Origin of the sequence: Microlunatus phosphovorus NM-1 (assembly GCF_000270245.1) — a bacterium.
GTDB lineage: Bacteria > Actinomycetota > Actinomycetes > Propionibacteriales > Propionibacteriaceae > Microlunatus > Microlunatus phosphovorus.
In genome coordinates this window covers 5,084,313-5,103,009 of the sequence record NC_015635.1, presented here as the reverse complement: position 1 = coordinate 5,103,009, position 18,697 = coordinate 5,084,313, and the positions used below count along the sequence as shown (strand labels likewise).

At 68.6% G+C, this 18,697-nt stretch carries 17 protein-coding genes; 14 read left to right on the top strand and 3 right to left on the bottom strand.

What is annotated here, in order from left to right; all coding sequences use genetic code 11:
* The first annotated feature begins 148 nt into the window (after window positions 1-148).
* The 13 genes from MLP_RS23150 (at window position 149) to MLP_RS23090 (ending at window position 15,996) form a co-directional block, all read left to right on the top strand.
* Window positions 149-862 carry a redox-sensing transcriptional repressor Rex gene (locus MLP_RS23150; RefSeq protein ID WP_231851381.1) on the top strand — a complete coding sequence of 238 codons (714 nt, stop codon included), beginning with the start codon at window positions 149-151 and terminating at the stop codon, window positions 860-862.
* Complete coding sequence (locus MLP_RS23145) at window positions 859-2,139, top strand: glutamyl-tRNA reductase (protein ID WP_013865638.1); 1,281 nt, start codon at window positions 859-861, stop codon at window positions 2,137-2,139. The genes MLP_RS23150 and MLP_RS23145 overlap by 4 nt, the downstream gene beginning before the upstream one ends.
* A 72-nt stretch (window positions 2,140-2,211) precedes the next feature.
* Window positions 2,212-3,252: a hydroxymethylbilane synthase gene (gene hemC, locus MLP_RS23140; RefSeq protein ID WP_197536462.1), complete on the top strand. Its 1,041-nt coding sequence runs from the start codon at window positions 2,212-2,214 to the stop codon at window positions 3,250-3,252.
* Window positions 3,253-3,286: 34 nt separating this feature from the next.
* On the top strand, window positions 3,287-4,951 hold the full coding sequence (locus MLP_RS23135) for a bifunctional uroporphyrinogen-III C-methyltransferase/uroporphyrinogen-III synthase (RefSeq protein WP_013865636.1): 1,665 nt from the start codon (window positions 3,287-3,289) through the stop codon (window positions 4,949-4,951).
* Window positions 4,952-4,963: 12 nt separating this feature from the next.
* Window positions 4,964-6,067 carry a porphobilinogen synthase gene (hemB, locus tag MLP_RS23130; protein WP_013865635.1) on the top strand — a complete coding sequence of 368 codons (1,104 nt, stop codon included), beginning with the start codon at window positions 4,964-4,966 and terminating at the stop codon, window positions 6,065-6,067.
* A gap of 24 nt (window positions 6,068-6,091) precedes the next feature.
* Window positions 6,092-7,525, top strand: a complete 1,434-nt coding sequence (hemL, locus tag MLP_RS23125; protein WP_013865634.1) for a glutamate-1-semialdehyde 2,1-aminomutase — start codon at window positions 6,092-6,094, stop codon at window positions 7,523-7,525.
* 200 nt (window positions 7,526-7,725) lie between these two features.
* A complete protein-coding gene (locus MLP_RS23120) occupies window positions 7,726-8,397 on the top strand; it encodes a histidine phosphatase family protein (protein WP_013865633.1) in 672 nt (223 codons plus the stop codon).
* A gap of 130 nt (window positions 8,398-8,527) precedes the next feature.
* Window positions 8,528-9,130 carry a TlpA family protein disulfide reductase gene (locus MLP_RS23115; protein ID WP_041790511.1) on the top strand — a complete coding sequence of 201 codons (603 nt, stop codon included), beginning with the start codon at window positions 8,528-8,530 and terminating at the stop codon, window positions 9,128-9,130.
* A 76-nt stretch (window positions 9,131-9,206) separates the two neighbouring features.
* Window positions 9,207-9,917 carry a cytochrome c biogenesis CcdA family protein gene (locus MLP_RS23110; RefSeq protein WP_041793294.1) on the top strand — a complete coding sequence of 237 codons (711 nt, stop codon included), beginning with the start codon at window positions 9,207-9,209 and terminating at the stop codon, window positions 9,915-9,917.
* A 231-nt stretch (window positions 9,918-10,148) separates the two neighbouring features.
* Window positions 10,149-11,750: a cytochrome c biogenesis protein ResB gene (resB, locus tag MLP_RS23105; protein ID WP_156821486.1), complete on the top strand. Its 1,602-nt coding sequence runs from the start codon at window positions 10,149-10,151 to the stop codon at window positions 11,748-11,750.
* On the top strand, window positions 11,747-12,814 hold the full coding sequence (ccsB, locus tag MLP_RS23100) for a c-type cytochrome biogenesis protein CcsB (RefSeq protein WP_013865629.1): 1,068 nt from the start codon (window positions 11,747-11,749) through the stop codon (window positions 12,812-12,814). Before resB ends, ccsB begins: the two co-directional genes overlap by 4 nt.
* A 1,536-nt stretch (window positions 12,815-14,350) precedes the next feature.
* A complete protein-coding gene (locus MLP_RS23095) occupies window positions 14,351-14,728 on the top strand; it encodes a YciI family protein (RefSeq protein WP_013865625.1) in 378 nt (125 codons plus the stop codon).
* Window positions 14,725-15,996 carry an RNA polymerase sigma factor gene (locus MLP_RS23090; RefSeq protein WP_013865624.1) on the top strand — a complete coding sequence of 424 codons (1,272 nt, stop codon included), beginning with the start codon at window positions 14,725-14,727 and terminating at the stop codon, window positions 15,994-15,996. The genes MLP_RS23095 and MLP_RS23090 overlap by 4 nt, the downstream gene beginning before the upstream one ends.
* An 81-nt stretch (window positions 15,997-16,077) precedes the next feature.
* Here the strand turns inward: MLP_RS23090 and MLP_RS23085 are convergent, their stop codons facing one another.
* A complete protein-coding gene (locus MLP_RS23085; RefSeq protein ID WP_013865623.1) occupies window positions 16,078-16,422 on the bottom strand; it encodes an ArsR/SmtB family transcription factor in 345 nt (114 codons plus the stop codon).
* 244 nt (window positions 16,423-16,666) lie between these two features.
* Between MLP_RS23085 and MLP_RS23080 the strand changes: the two genes are divergently transcribed.
* A complete protein-coding gene (locus tag MLP_RS23080) occupies window positions 16,667-17,728 on the top strand; it encodes a HoxN/HupN/NixA family nickel/cobalt transporter (RefSeq protein ID WP_049804650.1) in 1,062 nt (353 codons plus the stop codon).
* A gap of 41 nt (window positions 17,729-17,769) precedes the next feature.
* On the opposite strand, the gene MLP_RS23075 is transcribed toward MLP_RS23080, so the two are convergent.
* A complete protein-coding gene (locus tag MLP_RS23075; RefSeq protein ID WP_013865621.1) occupies window positions 17,770-18,174 on the bottom strand; it encodes a rhodanese-like domain-containing protein in 405 nt (134 codons plus the stop codon).
* Complete coding sequence (locus MLP_RS29090) at window positions 18,171-18,683, bottom strand: cysteine dioxygenase (protein WP_013865620.1); 513 nt, start codon at window positions 18,681-18,683, stop codon at window positions 18,171-18,173. The genes MLP_RS23075 and MLP_RS29090 overlap by 4 nt, the downstream gene beginning before the upstream one ends.
* Between the last annotated feature and the right edge of the window lie 14 nt (window positions 18,684-18,697).

Below are 18,697 nucleotides of genomic sequence, written 5' to 3'. Positions count from 1 at the left end.
CCACGGTGGCGTAGCCGGCGCCGAGCTTCAGCCGAGACTGTGTGGTGCACCACCCGTGAGTGCTTGGCCTAGGGAACTGTTCGGCTCAGGGGAGATAGTGTGGGCCTGTTCGGCGACCCCCCGCCGAACCATTGTCCGCAGGAGAACCGTGCCCCAGACCGCTCGCCGCGCGTCGCCCCGGCCGGATTCGGGCGTCTCCGGGGCTGTTGACGATCTTCAGCTCACCATGGGTCTGTCGCCGACGACGGTCTCCCGGCTTCCGGTCTATCTGCGCGAGCTGGAGTTGTTGTCCCAAGCCGGAGTCGAGACCATCAGTTCCACCGGCCTGGCCGAGGTGGTCGGGGTCACGCCGTCGCAGCTGCGCAAGGATCTGTCCCACCTGGGCTCCTACGGCACCCGCGGGGTCGGCTATCACATCGCTGGTTTGCAGGCACAGATCGGCCGCGAGCTCGGCACCGCCCGTGGGTGGCCGGTCGTCATCATCGGCGTCGGGAACCTGGGCCGGGCGTTGGCCGGCTATGCGGGCTTCTCCAGCCGCGGCTTCCGGATCGCGGCCCTGGTCGATCCCGACCCGGCAGTGATCGGCACCGTCGTCCACGGCGTGGAGGTCAGCGACCTGGCCGAGCTGGAGGCGGTGATCACCCGTACCAAGGCGACGATCGCCGTGCTGGCGACGCCTCCGGCAGCCGCCCAGAGCGTGGTCGATCGCGTCGTGCACCAGGGCGTGACCAGCATCTTGACCTTCGCCGCTACGGTTCTCGCGGTGCCCGATGGCGTCATCGTGCGGAAGGTCGACCTGGGCCAGGAGCTGCAGATCCTGGCCTACTACGAGCAGCGCAAGTCTGAGGAGGTAGTCCGGTGAGCATCCTGGCGGTCAGCATCTCGCACAAGACCACCAGCGTGGACATCCTCGCCAAGGTGGCGATGGACAGCTCGACGTCCACCAAGCTGGCCGAGGCGATGATCGCCAGCGAGCACGTCGACGAGGCCGTCGTGCTCTCCACCTGCAACCGCACCGAGATGTATGCCTCGGTCTCCCGCTTCCACGGTGGTCTGGACGACGTCACGGTCGCCCTGGCCCAGCTGTCCGGTGTCGGTGTCGGCGAGCTCCGGCAGCTGTGCGCGGTCTACTTCGACGAGGGCGCGGTGGCGCACACCTTCGCCGTTTCCTCCGGCCTCGACTCGATGGTGGTGGGGGAGAACCAGATCCTCGGTCAGGTGAAGTCGGCGCTGACCGCCTGTCAGGCGCACGGCACGGTGGGCACTGGGCTCAATGCACTGTTCCAGCAGGCCCTGCGCGTGGGCAAGCGGGTCCACACCGAGACCGAGGTGGGCTCGGCCGGTCGCTCGCTGGTGACCGCCGCGTACGAGGTGCTGCGAAACGATGTCGGCCCGATCGGAGGCCGTCGGCTGCTGGTCGTCGGTGCCGGGTCGATGGCGAGCCTGGCCGCTCGGACCGCGGCCGCCGCAGGCGCTCAGGTGACCTGCGTGAACCGGACCTACGACCGGGCCCGCCGGCTGGCTGAGGCGATCGGTGCTCAGGCCCGGCCGCTGGCCGAGCTGGAGGCGGCGCTCCAGCAGACGGATCTGATCGTCACCTGTACCGGCGCCCGAGACGTCTTCCTCGATGCCGAGCACCTGCTGGGCACCCCGGTCGTCGGGGTCGTCGACCTGGCCCTGCCGGCAGACGTGTCCGAGGACGTCACCAACGCCGGCGTGGTGCTGGTCAACCTGGCGCGCCTGGTTGCCGATCAGCCCGATCACGCCAGCCGTGCCGAGGTCGAGGCGGCCCGTGCGCTGGTCTCCGGTGAGGTCAACGACTTCCTCGGGGTACGCCGCGCCGCGCAGGTGGCACCGACCGTGGTCGCGCTGCGCAGCATGGCCTCGGAGGTGGTCAGCGCCGAGCTGGCCCGGCTCGACGGCCGAGCCCCCGATCTGACCGAGCGGGAGCGCCAAGAGGTCCACCGGACCGTACGCCGGGTGGTGGACAAGCTGTTGCATCAGCCGACCGTACGCGTGCAGGAACTGTCGGCGAACCCGGAGTCGGTGGACTATGCGGCCGCCCTGCGGGAGCTGTTCGCGCTCGATCCGCAGACCATCGCCGCCGTGATGTCGCCTGAGGTGATGACGACCAAGTGACCCGTTTGGCAAGTGACCGCTGAGCAAGGGAATACTGCGCAGGTGAACGTCGAGCAGGTGAATGCTGAGCCCGTGACAACTGAGCAGACGATCACTGGCGAGACAGTGCGGATCGGCGCCCGGACCTCGCCGCTGGCCCGCGCCCAGGCAGATCAGGTCGCGGCCCTGCTGCAGGCCCGAGGCTTCGCGACCGAGTTCGTCGGCATCACCACCACCGGGGATGTCGATCTGCGCAGCCTGACCCAGATCGGCGGCACCGGCGTGTTCGTCAGCGCGGTCCGCGAGGCTCTCTACGAGCGGCGGATCGACGTGGCCGTGCACTCCCTGAAGGATCTGCCCACCGCACCCGCCGCCGGACTCGAGGTAGTCGCGACACCGCCGCGTGAGGACCCCCGCGACGTCCTGGTCGGGCGCACTCTCGACACCCTTCGCGACGGCGACCGGATCGGTACGGGAGCGCCGCGCCGTGCCATCCAGCTGGCCGAGCTCGGCGCCCGGCTCGGCATCAGACTGGAGGCCGTGGAGATCCGCGGCAACGTGGACACCCGGATCGGCCGGGCGGCGGCCGGCGAGGTGGATGCGGTGATCCTGGCCGCGGCCGGACTGCGTCGGCTGGGCCGGCTGGAGGCGCCCGAGTTGTCGGAATGCGACAAATGCGCTAACGATGGGTTAACGGTCGTAAAGGGACTCCCGGCACAGATACTGAGCGTCGACGACCTCATTCCAGCACCCGGACAAGCGGTCCTCGCGTTGGAGATTCATGAATCTCTCAGCCATGCCAAAAAGGCCGCGATGCGCACCCTCGACGACCTGGCCGCACGAGCGGAATCCCTTGCAGAGCGAGCTTTTCTAGCGACTCTCGAAGCGGGTTGCACGGCTCCGGTAGGGGCCCGTGCGGTGCTGGAGGGTGTCCATGGTACAAGTCTCGATTTGACTCTTCGCGTCGTAATTGGGAGAACGGTGCTGAACAACTTGTCGGAATCGATCAAGACAGCTCCTCCCCTGCGGCGCAGATTGTCGGGAACCACGACGGATGCCAGTCAGTTCGGGGCGGAAGCTGCCAAGGCGATCCTCGACGAGCTGCGTACGCCACAACGCCCTCGCCAGCCGTAAGGCTGGGGAGGCCGAACAGAACGCGAGACTGCCTGTGTCCCCAACGACGGCCCACAAGCCGAGTTCATCCTCGACGGTCACGACGACCCCCACCTCGCCGCACACGCGCGGTCGCGTCATCTACGTGGGCACCGGCCCAGGTGACCCGGACCTGCTGACCTTGGGCGCGATCGCCGCCCTGGCAGACGCCTCGGTGGTGATACTGGACGACGATCGGCAGCGGGAGCTCTTGGCGCACCCGGCCATCACCTTGGGCCCCGATGCGCAGATCGCCACTCTCGGTCTGACCGAGGCCAGCAAGCCGCTCAGCCCCTCGGCCCGCGCCCGGCTGATCCTCAAGCACACCGAGGCCGGCGTCCGGGTGGTCCGGCTGGTGTCCGGCGATCCGTTCCTGGACAACGCCATCGCCGATGAGGCCGCCGCCTGCGTCCGCGGTGGTGCCGACTTCGAGGTGGTGCCTGGTGTCTCCAGCCTGACCGCGGTCCCGGAGTACGCCGGCATCGACCTCAGCCACACCGGCGGCGTGCATTTCGCCTCCATCTGCGACGGTCGCTTCACCAAGGCCATCACCGCACAGTGGGGCTCGACCCCGACGCTGGTGGTGAGCACCAAGATCGCGCACCTCCCGGCGTTGATCGCCGCAGCCAAGGCCGCGGGGCGCGCCGAGGATGACCACGTGCTGGCGACTCTGCACGGGGGCAGCACCGAGCAGGTGACGATCGCCACCTGTCTGGCCGGTCTGGCGGCGCAGGTGGAGCAGGTGGCGGCGCCTGCCGGGGATCCCATCCACGTGATCATGGGCACGGCGGCGGAGCAGCGCGCCGAACTCGCCTGGTACGAGACCAAGCCGCTGTTCGGGTGGCGGGTGCTGGTGCCGCGCACCAAGGACCAGGCCGCGCCGCTGATCGCCCGGCTGCGGACGTACGGGGCGCACAGCGACGAGGTGCCGACCATCGCGGTCGAGCCGCCGCGCAGCCCGCAGCAGATGGACAAGGCCATCCGGGGCCTGGTCGAGGGCCGCTACGAGTGGGTCGCGTTCACCTCGGTGAACGCAGTCAAGGCGGTCCGGGAGAAGTTCGACGAGTACGGCCTGGACGCCCGGTCCTTCTCCGGTCTCAAGGTCGCCGCGGTCGGTGACATCACCGGTCGGGCGCTGCGCGATTGGGGTATCGAGCCGGATCTGATCCCGGAGACCGAGCAGTCGGCGGCCGGACTGGCGGCGGAGTTCCCGCCGTACGACGAACTGCTGGATCCGATCAACCGGGTCTTCCTGCCGCGCGCGGACATCGCCACCGAGACACTGGCCGCTGGTCTGGTCGGACTCGGCTGGGAGGTGGAGGACGTCACCGCTTACCGCACCGTCCGGGCCGCGCCGCCGCCCGCCGAGGTGCGCGAGGCGATCAAGTCCGGCAAATTCGATGCGGTGGTGTTCACCTCGTCCTCGACCGTGCGCAACCTGGTCGGGATCGCCGGCAAGCCGCATCCGAGCACGGTGCTGGCCGCCATCGGTCCGCAGACGGCGAAGACCTGTGAGGAGCACGGACTGCGGGTCGACGTGGTCGCCGGCAAGCCGTCCGCGGTGGATCTGGCCGATGCGCTGGCCAGCTTTGCCGCCGAGCGTCGGGATGCCCTGGTGGCAGCCGGCGAGCCGGTCGTCAAGCCGTCTCAGCGCAAGACGAGCTCGCGACGGAGGGTGTGACCTTCGAGTCTGATGGCTGCTGTGGTTGAGCTGAATCTGTCTGAGTCGAGCCTCTCCGGTTCGACCCCCTCAGGGTCGAGCCGGTCCGGGTCGAATCTGTCCGGGTCGGCGGGCGGTGCGGCGGGCCTGACCCACCGTCCACGCCGGCTCCGGGTGAATTCGACGATGCGGGCGATGGTCGCCGAGACCTCGGTCGCGCCACGGCAGCTGATCCTGCCGGTCTTCGTCGCCGAAGGACTGGGCGAGCCGCGGCCGATCTCGTCCATGCCGGGCGTGGTGCAGCATCCGCTGGACGCGATGGGCTCGGTCGCGACGCAGGCCGCCGAGGCTGGGCTGGGCGGGATCATGCTGTTCGGCGTGCCTCGGGAGGATCGCAAAGACGCGCTCGGCTCGGCGGCGCTGGCCGACGACGGGATCCTCAATCTTGCGCTTCGCGCCGTACGCGACGAGATCGGCGACGCGCTCCTGGTGATGTCGGATGTCTGCCTGGACGAGTTCACCGACCATGGGCACTGTGGCGTGCTGACCGCGAACGGTGTGGTCGACAACGACGCCACGGTGGAGATCTATGCGGCGATGGCGCAGGTCCATGCCGCGGCCGGCGCGCACGTGGTCGCGCCCAGCGGGATGATGGACGGCCAGGTCGGCGCGATCCGGTCGGCGCTGGACACCGCCGGCGCGACCGATGTGGCGATCATGGCGTACGGCGCGAAGTATGCGTCGGCGTTCTACGGGCCGTTCCGCGAGGCGGTCGGGTCGTCTCTGCAGGGCGACCGCCGGACCTATCAGCAAGATCCTGCCAATGTCCGGGAGGCGCTGCGCGAGGTGCTGCTCGATGTCGAGCAGGGCGCCGACGTGGTGATGGTCAAGCCGGCACTGGCCTATCTCGACGTGGTGCGTGCGGTCCGTGAGCTGGTGAGCGTGCCCGTGGCCGCGTACAACATCTCCGGCGAGTACGCGATGGTGGAGGCCGCGGCGGCGCAGGGCTGGATCGATCGGGAGGCGGCTATCGACGAGACGCTGACCTCGATCCGGCGGGCCGGCGCGGATCTGGTGCTGACCTATTGGGCCCAAGAATGGGCACAGAAGTGGCGCGCAGGAGCGGGCCGTGGCTGATGCGCAACGGGGGAGAGTGCGTCGATGAGTGACCAGCTGGTGAGTGAGCAGCTAACCGGTCAACTGCTGAGTGATCGGCTGTCCAGGGAGGCGTTCGAGCGGGCGCGGGCCGTCATCCCCGGCGGGGTCAACTCGCCGGTACGAGCGTTCCTGGCTGTCGGTGGCGCGCCGCGCTTCATCGCCCGGGCGTCCGGGCCCTATCTCTACGACATCGACGGCAACGAACTGGTCGACTTGATCTGCTCCTGGGGACCGATGCTGCTCGGCCACGCGCACCCGGAGGTGCTCGCTGCGGTCGGCGCGGCCGCCGAGCATGGGACGTCGTACGGGGCGCCGACCCTGGCCGAGGTCGAGTTGGCCGAGGCGATCATCGAGCGGGCCCCGGTCGAGCAGGTCCGGCTGGTCAACAGCGGCACCGAGGCCACCATGTCGGTGCTGCGGCTGGCGCGGGGGATCACCGGCCGGGACATGATCGTGAAATTCGCCGGCTGCTATCACGGCCATGTCGACTCACTGCTCGCCTCGGCCGGCTCCGGGGTGGCGACGCTGGCCATTCCGGGCACGCCCGGCGTCACGGCGGCGACGACCGCCGACACGATCGTGCTGTCCTACAACGACCGGACGGGGGTTCGGGAGGCGTTCGCCCGTTATGGCGACCGGATCGCCGCGGTGATCACCGAGGCTGCGGCCGGCAACATGGGTGTCATCCCGCCGGGGGTCGAGGACGGGATCGGTTTCAACGCTTTTCTGGCCGATATCTGCCGGGAGCATGGCGCGCTGTTCATCTCCGACGAGGTGATGACCGGCTTCCGGGTCACCCGAACCGGTCAGTACGGCATCGACGGCGTGCAGCCGGACCTGATGACCTTCGGCAAGGTGATGGGCGGCGGCTTCCCGGCTGCGGCGTTCGGCGGGCGGGCCGAGCTGATGCAGCAGTTGGCACCGGTCGGCGGCATCTATCAGGCCGGCACCCTGTCCGGGAATCCGGTCGCCACGGCAGCCGGGCTGGCCACGCTGCGACTGGCCACGCCGGAGGTGTATGCCCATGTCGATGCGATCTCGGCTCAGCTGCAGGCCGAGGTCGGGGCGGCGCTGTCGGCCGCAGGCGTACCGCATGTCATCCAAGCCGCCGGGAACTTGTTCAGCGTCTTCTTCGTAGCCGGAGTGACTGCGGTGCCCGACTACGCCACCGCAGCCACGCAGTCCACGCAGGCGTACGCGGCGTTCTTCCACTCCATGCTCGAGCAGGGGGTGTACCTGCCGCCCAGCGCGTACGAGGGTTGGTTTTTGTCCGCTGCCCACGATGATGGAGCCATGAACCGGATCGTCAGCGCGCTGCCGGCTGCGGCCCGGGCCGCAGCCCAGGCCTTGTCCGGGTCCGCGCTGTCTGCTGGGGCGCCGTCTGCTGGGGCGCTGTCTGAGTCTGCTTCGTCGAGCCCCGCCGAGGAGAGTGCCTGATGACCATCGATGAGTCCGGTGCCGAGCAGGATCAGACTGCCGCTCCTTCCGACAGCGATGACAGCAGCGATGACAACGTCGTCCGGAGCATCGCAGACTGGGTGCGGCGCGGCCGGGGCCGTGCCGACCGGGATGACATCGAACGGGAGAGCGATGATCAAGGCGACACCAGCCAGGAGGCCGGCGAACGGAGTCCGGCGATGACCGCGCCGCCGTACGGGGCGCCAGGGCGTACCGTCGTGCACCTGGTCCGGCACGGTGAGGTGCACAACCCGCAGGGTGTGCTGTACGGGAGGTTGCCGGCCTACCACCTGTCGGACCGGGGTCGGGAGATGGCCGTGATGGCTGCCGAGGCACTGGCCGGCCATGACATCAGGCACCTGCGTTGTTCGCCGCTGGAGCGGGCCCAGGAGACGATGGCCCCGATCGCGGTCGAGTTCCAGGGTCTCAAGATCGTCATCGACGGTCGGGTGATCGAGGCGGAGAACCAACTCGAGGGCCAGCAGGTGCGGTTTCCGCAGGCGTTGCGCCGGCCGGCGAACCTCTGGCTGTTGCGCAATCCGCTGCGGCCGAGTTGGGGAGAGAGCTATACCGAGATCGTGGCCCGGATGCGGCTGGCGATCGCCGATGCCGCGGTGGCTGCCCATGGTCACGAGGCGGTCATCGTCTCGCATCAGTTGCCGATCTGGATGGCCCGCTGCGATGTCGAGGGTCGTCGGCTGGTCCATGACCCACGTCGCCGGGAGTGCTCCCTGGCGAGCGTGACGAGTCTGACCCTGATCGACGGCCGGGTGACCTCGGTGGTCTACTCCGAGCCCGCCGTCCACCTGCTCGCCGGGCGTACCAGCAAGAAGTTCGTCGCCGGTGCCTGAGTCGCCTGCCTCTCTTGATTCGCGCGCAGCCCAGCCGGATCTGCTCGATCTTGTCGGATCTGCTCGATCTATAGACCGAGCAGATCCGACAAACCCGAGCAGATCTGTGGGCGGGCGGCGGCGTACGGGGGTGCCGACGCGAGGGGTCTGGCGGGCCGCGATGGCGTCGCTGGTCATGCTCGGGATCGTGCTGGTCGCCGGCTGCTCGGCGACCGGGGCCGATGAGCCGACCCGGTCGGCCAATCAGGAGGGGTACGTCGGTGCGGAACGGTCGGTGACGATCATCCCGCCGGAGAAGCGGGTCGCCGCGCCTGAGATCAAGGGTGCCGTGCTGGGCGAGGACAAGAAGGAGATCTCCACCGCCGAGCTCACCGGCAAGGTGGTCGTGCTGAACGTCTGGGGCTCCTGGTGCCCCCCTTGCCGCAAGGAGGCGCCGGATCTGCAGGCGGCCAGTGAGAAGACCGCCAAGGTCGCGCAGTTCATCGGGCTCAACACTCGCGACTTCGACCAGGCCGCGCCGATCGCCTTCAACCGCGCGCACGACATCACCATCCCGAGCATCTGGGATCCGACCGGCAAGGCGCTCGTGGCACTGGCGGACACGCTGCCACCCACGGCGATCCCGTCGACCCTGGTGATCGACAAGGAAGGGCGGGTCGCGGCGCGGATCGTCGGTCCGGTGACCAAGACGACCCTGGTCGACATGGTCACCGACATCGCCGACGGCAAGTGATCGGGCCGGCGACGACCGCGGGGCGCTGCTGATCATGGATCTGACCAGCTGGGCGACGGCGGCGATGGGCGGCTCGATGGCGCTTGCCATCCCGGTCGCGCTGCTCGCCGGGATCGTCTCCTTCTTCTCGCCCTGCGTGGTGCCACTGCTGCCGGGCTATCTGTCGTACATGACCGGGGTCGGGGCCGCCGACCTGGCCGCCGGCCACCGCCGCGGCCGGATGCTGCTCGGCACCGCGTTGTTCATGCTCGGCCTGGCGGTGGTGTTCGTGGCCACCGGGGTGGTGTTCGGCACCGTCGGTCAGCTCCTGCTCGCCTACAAGTCCGTGATCTCCCGCGTGCTCGGGGTGGTGATCATCGCGCTCGGCCTGGCCTTCGCCGGGGTGCTCAGTCTCGGCAATGCCGAGTTGCGGATCCGGCGACTGCCCGCCGCCGGACTGGCCGCGGCCCCGGTGCTCGGTGTGGTCTTCGCGCTCGGTTGGACGCCGTGCATCGGCCCGGCGCTGGCGGTGGTGGTCAATCTGGGTCTCAACGAGGGGACGGCGCTGCGGGGTGGCCTGCTGGGCTTCGTGTATGCGCTGGGCCTCGGCATCCCCTTCATGATCGCCGGCGTGGCATTCACAGCCATGAACCGTACGGTCGGTGTCTTGCGGCGGCACCAGGTGGCCGTGATGCGGATCGGCGGACTGATGATGGTGGCGGTCGGCGTGCTCTTGGTCACCGGACTCTGGGACCAGTTGATGGCGCGGCTGACGGTGTGGATCGGCAACTTCGGGACGGTGATCTGAGTGAGCGTGGAGAGCGCGGACACCGCTGCCGAGACCCTGCCTGACGACGTCGACGGTGTGCATCCGGACAGCTCTGGTGCCGAGGGTGGTGGCGGTGCCTCGAACGGCGGCGGGGGCGCGGCCGGTGGCCACGGTCCCGGCGCTCGCGGACCAGGCAAGCGCGGCGGAGAACTGGCGCCGGCCCTGGGGTTCGTCGGGCTACTGCGCTGGCTATGGACCCAGCTCACCTCGATGCGTACCGCGCTCGTGCTGCTGTTCGCCCTGGCGGTCGCGGCCGTGCCCGGCTCGCTGATCCCGCAGCGCAACGTCAGCCCGATCAGAGTCAGCGACTTCATCGAGCAGCATCCGACGCTGGGCCCGATCTATGACCAGCTCGGCCTGTTCGCCGTCTTCTCCTCGGCGTGGTTCTCCGCCATCTATCTGCTGCTGTTCGTCTCCTTGGTCGGCTGCATCGTGCCTCGGGTCGCGGTCTATGCCCGAGCACTGCGTACCCCGCCGCCGCGGACCCCGCGCAATCTCGCCCGGCTGCCCGCGTACGCGACCGCCTCCCTGATTGATGACGAGACCGCGGACGAGGTGCTCGACCGGGCCGCAGAAGCTTTGCAGGGGCGGCGCTATCGGGTGCTGCGCCAGGAGGGCTCGGTGGCTGCGGAGCGCGGCTATCTGCGGGAGGCCGGCAACCTGGTCTTTCACCTGAGCCTGCTCAGCCTGCTCGTCGGGGTGGCGATCGGCGGCCTCTATGGGTTCCGCGGCACCAGTGTGGTGATCGTGGGTCAGGGTTTCGCGAACAACATCACCCAGTACGACGACCTGTCCGCCGGTGGCTGGTTCGCCGAGGACCGTCTGCAGCCGTTCACCATCGGGGTCAAGCAGTTCCGGGTGGCCTTCGAGACCGGGCCGGTGCAGACCGGGGCCGCGCGGCTGTTCGAGCTCGACACCGAGGTCACCGAACGGCCGGGAGCAACGCCGTACGAGGAGACCATCGAGGTGAACCATCCGCTGCGGGTGGACGGGACCACCGTGCACCTGATCGGGCACGGCTATGCGCCGGTGGTGAAGGTGACCGATGGGGACGGGAATGTCGCCTTTTCGGGGCCGGTGGTGTTCTTGCCGCAGGACGGGAACTTCAGCTCCGCCGGCGTGATCAAGGTGCCCGATGGCCGGCCTGAGCGGCTCGCCTTCGAAGGTATCTTCGCGCCGACTGCCAAGGTCGACAAGCAGGGCCCCCGGTCGCTGTTCCCCGACCTGGTGGACCCGGCGCTCTATATCAATGCCTGGTACGGGGCGCCGAAGACCGAGACAGGGCAGCCGGAGAACGTCTACTCGCTGGACAGCACCGGACTCACCCAGCTGAAGGATCCGAAGGGCGAGCCGCTGCGGATCCTGCTGCGGCCCGGCACCAGCTATCAGCTGCCGGACGGCAAGGGCACCATCGAAATGGTGGGGGTCACCCGCTGGGTGAAACTGCAGATGAGTTCGACACCGGGGATCGCGGTGGTGCTCGGCTCCATCGGGGCCGCCGTACTGGGCCTGTGTCTGTCGCTGTTCGTTCGGCCGCGTCGGGTCTGGGTGCGCGTCCGTGAGGGTGGTGTCGGTGAGAGTGGCGGGGGATCTAGGCTGATCGAGGTCGGTGGGCTGGACCGGGCCGATGCGCGCGCCGGGTTGAGCGAAGATGTTGCCGAGTTGGCCGATGAACTCGGTGTGTCGGAGAATCCTGGCGTGTCGGACGAACCGGGCGCCTCGCCGGGATCCGCCGTGCCGAAGGTGTCTGGCGTGTCGGAAATGTCTGGCGTGTCGGAGCAATCCGGGGACGAGACGGAGGAGAAGCAGTGAACCTCGAGTACTACTCCAACGCTGCCTTGGTCGCAGCGGTGGTGATCTATCTGCTGGCGATGACGGCTCACGCTGCCGAGTGGGCCGCCGCACGTCGGTCGCCGGTCGAAGAGCCGACCAGCGACCGTGAGCTGGCCGGGGTCGGTGCTGCGGTGAGTGCTTCGGCTGCCGGGGCTGGATCTGTCGGATCGGCCGGTGCGGCGGGTGCGGGTTCGTCGGCGGGGCGAGTCGCAGACGGGATCGCTGCCGGTGGTGCGGGCGGGTTGCCGAACGCGGCCACTCTCGATGCCGACCTGGACCGGCGGGTGCGCGAGATGCGCGTCGAGCTCTGGGGACGGATCGGCGTCGCGCTGACCCTGATCGGCTTCCTGCTCAGCCTGACCGGTACCGTGCTTCGCGGTGTTGCGGCCGGTCGCCCGCCGTGGGGCAACATGTATGAGTTCACCATCACCGCGATGACGCTGGTGGTCGGGGTCTATCTGGTGATGCTCTGGCGGGCGGGCGCTCGTTGGCTCGGACTGCCGGTGACTTTGTTGGCCGCGGTCGGCAATGGGCTGGCGGTGACCGTCTTCTATGTGGCCGTCGCGCCCTTGGTGCCGGCTCTGCACTCTGTCTGGTTCATCATCCACATCGTCGCCGCGGCCGTCGCCGGTGCCGCGTTCAATGTCGGTGCACTGCTGACCGTCGTGTTCCTGGTGCGGCAGCGGGCAGAGAAGCGGGGCAAGGTCGGCGGCTACCTCGCCCGGATCCCGAACGCCCGGAAGCTCGACCTGCTCGCGTACCGGTTCCATGCGTTCGCCTTCCCGCTGTGGACGTTCACCGTGGCTGCCGGGGCGATCTGGGCCGAGTATGCCTGGGGCCGCTATTGGGGCTGGGATCCCAAGGAAACCTGGGCGCTGGTCACCTGGGTGATCTACGCCTGCTATCTGCATGCGCGGTCGACCGCTGGCTGGCGTGGCACCCGGGCCGCCGTGATCGCGCTGATCGGCGTCGCGTCCTTCTGGTTCAACTTCGTGGGGATCAACCTGCTGGTCTCCGGCCTGCATTCCTACGCCGGCATCTGAGCCCTATTCGGGAAAGAGCTCGGCTTGCCCGTGACTTATGGATGACGTTTATCCCCGATGTCGGGGATAACCTCATCCACAGTTTGGCGCGGGCGCACAGTAAGCGGGCGCCGAGGAACCGACCACGGATGACCGCCGGTCTCGCGGGTGCCGGAGACGTTTTGCGCCTGCGGGCCACGGATGACCGCCGGTCTCGGGGAGTGCTGGGACGTTTCGCGCCTGCGGGTCACGGATGGCCACCGGTCTCGGGGAGTGCCGGGACGTCTTGCGCCTGCGGGTCACGGATGACCACGGGCCTCGGGGAGTGCCGGAACGTCTTGCGCCCGCGGGCCACAGGCGACCGCTGGTCCCGTAGGGCGGTCGAACGTTTTGTGCTCGCGGGCCACAGATCGCCGGTACCTGGACGCTCAACCATGATCGGGACCTGTCGAGCATCGCGTCCGACGTGACGGGCGTAACCCGACCACGCGCCGACACCATTTCGCACGGACTGATTCCGACTTCGCACCACCTGCTGCTACTGCGCATCAAACACGCCTGGTGCGCAGTGCCAGCAAATGGTGCGAAGTCGATGCGGGATCTGGGCGGTCGGCGGTAGAGGCGGGTGCAGGCAAGTCCCCTTCGGCGCCGGTGGTCGCGAGAAGGAGTTCTGGCACCTGTTTCGGCCGTGAACAGGTGCCTTTCCTCCTTCTCGATCAGCGATCCCACCCGACAGAGCCAGAGGTCACCGCTCCGGCGCTGATTTGTGGCCCGGCGGCGCGAGAGGTACGCCTCGCACGCGCGGTCAGCGATCGTTGGTGGCCCGGCGGCGCGAGAGGTACGCCGTGCACGCGCGGTCGACGGCCGTCCGTGGCCCCGCGGCGCAAACCGTACGCCGTGCACGCGTAAATGGTGGTCGTCGGTGGCCCGGCGGCGCGAGAGGTACGCCGTGCACGCGGTCAACGATCGTTGGTGGCCCGGCGGCGCGAGACGTATGCCGTGCACGCGCGGTCAGCGGCCGTTTGTGGCCCGGCGGCGCGAGACGTACGCCACGCACGCGCAACTGGTGGTCGTCGATGGCCCGGCGGCGCAAACCGACTCAGCATCCCGTCAGAGCCGCGTACATCTTTGGCTCGGCGGCGCCAGCCGGACCGGCGACCGCAGGTCACACCACCCCGATCCCCACTTCGCACCAACTAGTGCGACTGCGCACCACGCGTACCTGATGCGCAGTTGACCTAATTGGTGCGAAGTCGCTCGACCCCCTCGAACTGGTGCGAGGTCGCTGAACCCCTCGAACTGGTGCGAGGTCGCTGGACCCCTCGAACTGGTGCGAGGTCGCTCGATCCCCTCGAACTGGTGCGAGGTCGCTCGACCCCCTCGAACTGGTGCGGAGTCGCAGGAAACAGAGCGAAGTGGATGTCGGCAGCGCCCACAGATACCGCACGCATACCGGACAGGGACTTTCATGGGCGCCTAGTGTCGAGAACTGCGGATCGGTACCGACTACAGGTCGAGCGCGCCGAACCGCGGCGAGCCCGACGAGACGGAGTTGTCATGAAGTACCTGATCCTCATTCACCAGAGGCGCGACGCCCGGCAGCAGTTCCGTACGATGCCCGCCGAGGTGCAGGCCGCTGGACTACAGGCGTACCTCGACCTCAACGCGTCGCTGGTCGCGTCCGGAGAGTTCGTCTCTGCCGAGGCACTCGCGGACGACTCGACATCGACGGTTGTCACGTTGTCCGCGGACGGGTTCGTCACCTCGGACGGGCCGTTCGCCGAGACCAAAGAGCTGCTGGCCGGCTACTACCTGGTCGATGTCGAGTCTCGCGAGCGTGCGATCGAGATTGCCACGCAGATCCCCGAGGTAGCCGCCGGAGCGGGCGCGGTCGAGATACGTCCGGTGATGGACTACTCGACCGACGGCGAGTGATCCTCCGCGACGACGGGCGGATCGAGGGCCTGCTGCGCGAGCTGGCGCCGCGGGCCCTCGGTGCGCTCGTGCGCCGGTACCACGACTTCGACGATGCCGAGGACGCGCTGCAGGAGGCGCTGCTCCAGGCTGCAGAGCAATGGCCGGCCGACGGCATCCCGGACAATCCGTACGGCTGGCTGGTCGCTGTCGCCAGTCGGCGCCTTGTGGACGCTTGGCGCAGCGACTCAGCCCGCCGGCGACGCGAGACCAACGTCCTCATCTCAGAGCAGCCGCTCGCAGCCGAACCGGCCGAGCCCGAATCGGTCGAGGTCGATGACTCGCTCGAGCTGTTCCTGCTGTGCTGCCATCCGGCACTGACCCGGCCGTCGCAGTTGGCGTTGACGCTGCGTGCGGTGGCCGGGCTGACGACCGCGGAGATCGCGCGAGCTCTGCTCGTCCCGGAAGGGACTGTCGCGCAACGGATCAGTCGTGCCAAGGCGCGTATCCGAGCAGCTGGTGCACGATTCGGCGAACCCACAGATGACCTTGGCGGACGGGTGGCGACCGTCGCTGCAGTGCTCTATCTGATCTTCACCGAGGGGCATACGGCCAGCTCAGGAGACGCGCTGCATCGGGTCGATCTGGCCCTCGAGGCGATCCAGCTGACTCGGCTACTGCGGGCCAGATCGTCCTCCGAGCCTGCTCTCGCCGACTATCGGAGCGAGATCGACGGGCTGCTGGCCCTGATGCTGCTCACCCAGGCTCGGGCGTCCGCGCGAGTTGCGGCGGACGGAGCGCTGGTGCCGCTGGCCGAGCAGGATCGTTCACGCTGGGACCCGGGTGCGACCGCCGAGGGAATCGAGTTGGTGACGGACGCACTGGTCTCCGGTGTGCGGGGCGAGCAGGTGCTGGGGCCGTACCAGGTGCAAGCCGCGATCGCTGCGGTGCACGCGGAGGCGCCGACCGCGGACGCGACCGACTGGCCGCAGATCCTCGGGCTCTATGACGTACTGGCCGAGCTGGCTCCCGGCCCGATGGTGACCCTCAATCGGATCGTTGCCGTCGCCATGGTGCGCGGCGAACGGGCCGCTCTGCTCGAACTCGATGTGGCGGCGGCAGCACCGGCCCTGGCCGGGCACCATCGCGTCCATGCCGTACGAGCCCATCTGCTGGAACGTATCGGCGAGCGGGCGGCGGCTGCTGCCGAGTTCCGCGAGGCGGCGCGCGGCACCTTGAGCCTTCCGGAGCAGCGCTACCTCACCGGTCGGGCAGCCGCCCTCAACTGACGGAATCGTTCTGCCTGGATGCGCCGCCCCGAACTTGGCCGTGCATCTTGCGCGTACGGATCCACAAGTGGCGTCGGCGTCTCAATGCGGCGGATGCAGCTCGCTGTGGGGGGCTCCGAGGTGGTGCAACAGGGCGTGAGCTGCTGCATCCGACACATGCCAACGGCTCAGCCGGCCGTCTCGTTCGTTGGTCACCAGTCCGGCGTCGCGCAACGCGACCAGCGCCTGACTGACCGTGTTCGGGGTCAAACCGGTGGCTGCGGCCAGGGTCTTCACCGGGGCGCCGGGTGCCGCATGGATGGCGATCAGCAGCCCGAGCCGGGTTGGATCGGAGAAGGCGGCCAACCGATCCACCACGTCGGGCAACTCCGAGCCGGCGAGCGCGACCGCCGCTCGGGCGACCTGCTCGGCGTTCACCTCGCTCATCGCACGGTCCCTTTCGTTGTCTGGCGGCACCTTTCGCCACCTGTCGAGGCTTTCCATCCTTCCGGATCGTGACAAACGTGTGTTCAACCAGACACACATTGTCGTATCGTCGCCGTATGCGCGCTTCCCATGAGCAGCGACTCCTGTGACCAAGGCTGCCACGCCCACCGAACCGGCGCCACCAGCGGCGTCGAGCACTGCGCCATTGAGCACTGCGCCATTGAGCACTGCGCCATCGAGAACCATGCCGGCGACCGGATGGCGTTCGTTGCTCACCACCGAGGGGCGAGCCGCCCGCTCGTTTCGGTTTCGAGTCGGGGCGGCCTTCGCAGTGATCATCGCCCTGCACCTGATCGGACTGGGGTTGCTCAGCGTCGGCGTCATGTCCGGGGCCGCCGGCGCAGTGTCGGTCGGCGTCGCCGCGGTGGCGTACTTTCGTGGCCTCGTGCACTCCTACGACTTCGACCACGTGTCGATGATCGACAACTCAACGCGCAAATTCGTCGCCGAGGGACGCAACCCGGCCTCCGTCGGGCTGGCGTTCTCGGCCGGGCATTCCACGGTGGTGATTCTGAGCGGGATCCTGGTCGTCGCCGGGGCGGGGATCGTCCGGACCGCCCTGGACGAGAGCTCCGGCGTCGCCCGAGTGCTCGGCATCATCGGGCTCAGCGTGTCCGGTCTGTACCTGGTCCTGGTCGCCATCGCGAATCTGGCCACTTTCCTTCAGGCTCTTCGGCTCAAGCGAGCGTTGGCGGTCGATCCTGGTCTGGAGATCCCGCCGGATGCGCTCACCCCGCGTGGGCCCGCCGCGCGGGTGATGACCGCGCCGCTGAAGCGGATCCGCCATCCCCGCCACGTGTACGTGATCGGCTTCTTGTTTTCGCTCGGCTTCGACACCAGCAGCCAGATCGGCCTGCTGATCCTCACTGCCGGTGCCGCGTTGGCCGGCGCGCCGGCGATCTCGATGCTCTGCCTGCCGTTTCTGTTCGCAGCGGCCATGACGCTGGGCGACACTCTCAACGGGCTGATGATGTTGAGGATGTACGCCGCCGCGCACGAGGACCCCAAACGCAAGATCAACTACAACCTGCTGGTCACCGGCGTCGGGATCGTCTCCGGCCTCATCGTCGGGGCGATCGCGGCCGCAACCTTGCTGCACGACCAGGGTGGGGTCGACCTCGGCGTCATCGTGTCGGTCGCCGAGGCCAACACCGAGTACGCAGGCTTCCTGCTGGCGGCTCTGTTCGCGGTGATCGGCATTGCCGCCTGGCTGCTGTGGCGTCGAGCCCGCCCCGCGGTCCGCTGATTCGGTTCGACCCAACGTGCCGGCGATGCGTCAGCGGATCCCTAGCCGAGTCCAGCCGCCTGCCATGCCTCGTACCCGCCGATCACATCGGTTGCGCGCCAGATGCCCAATTGCTGCAGGGTGGCGGCGGCCAGGCTGGAGGAGTATCCCTGCTGACAGATGACGATCACCGGCAGGTCGTACGCGGCGAACGGCAGCCTGGCCTCAGAACTGGGATCGAGCCGCCACTCGAGCACGTTGCGGTCGATGACGACGGCCTCGGACAACCCTCCCTCCGCTCGTTGCGCGACCGGTCGGATGTCGACCAGCACAGCCCCCTGCTCGAGACAGGCCCGGCGTGCCTGCTGGGGAGTCACTCGAACCAGCGTGGAGCGGGCCTCGGCCAGCAACTCGTCGATCGACCGAGCCGACCCGGCGGCCCGTCGGTGCTCATCGAGAGCGCTCACCAGTTGACTCCGGCCAGTTGGGAACTCAGCTTCCGCAGCCGGGAACCTTCTTCGGCGTAGGTGGTCATCTCGACCAGCGCAGGGGAATAGACATGCACGCTGACGGCCGGCTCCCATCCGTTGTTGGTGACCTCATGGATGTGTTTGGTGCCGAACGCGCGCAGCGCACCTTCGCTGAGCTCGCGCAGCTCGGGCTCGATTCTAGGGTGAGCTAGCGGATTGACCGAAGCGTGACGTTCGGTCAAGGTGCCCCGCACGACGACGAATGCGCCGGCACTGCCGCCGTGGTCGTGCCAGTTGGTGCCTTGACCCGGCAGCCAGGTGAGCAGCCAGGCTTCGAAGTCTGGTTCCTTGGCCAGACGCGCGTAGTAGCGGGAGACCGGGTCGTACTCGACCAAGGGCTGCCAAAGCTCGGTCAGGTCGGCCAGGTGGGTCGCGATCTCGGTGAGATTGCGATGGGGACGGGTCTGCTTGCGTGGACGGGTGCGAATGCTGTGGTCGCTGGGCATGTGGGTTCGACTCT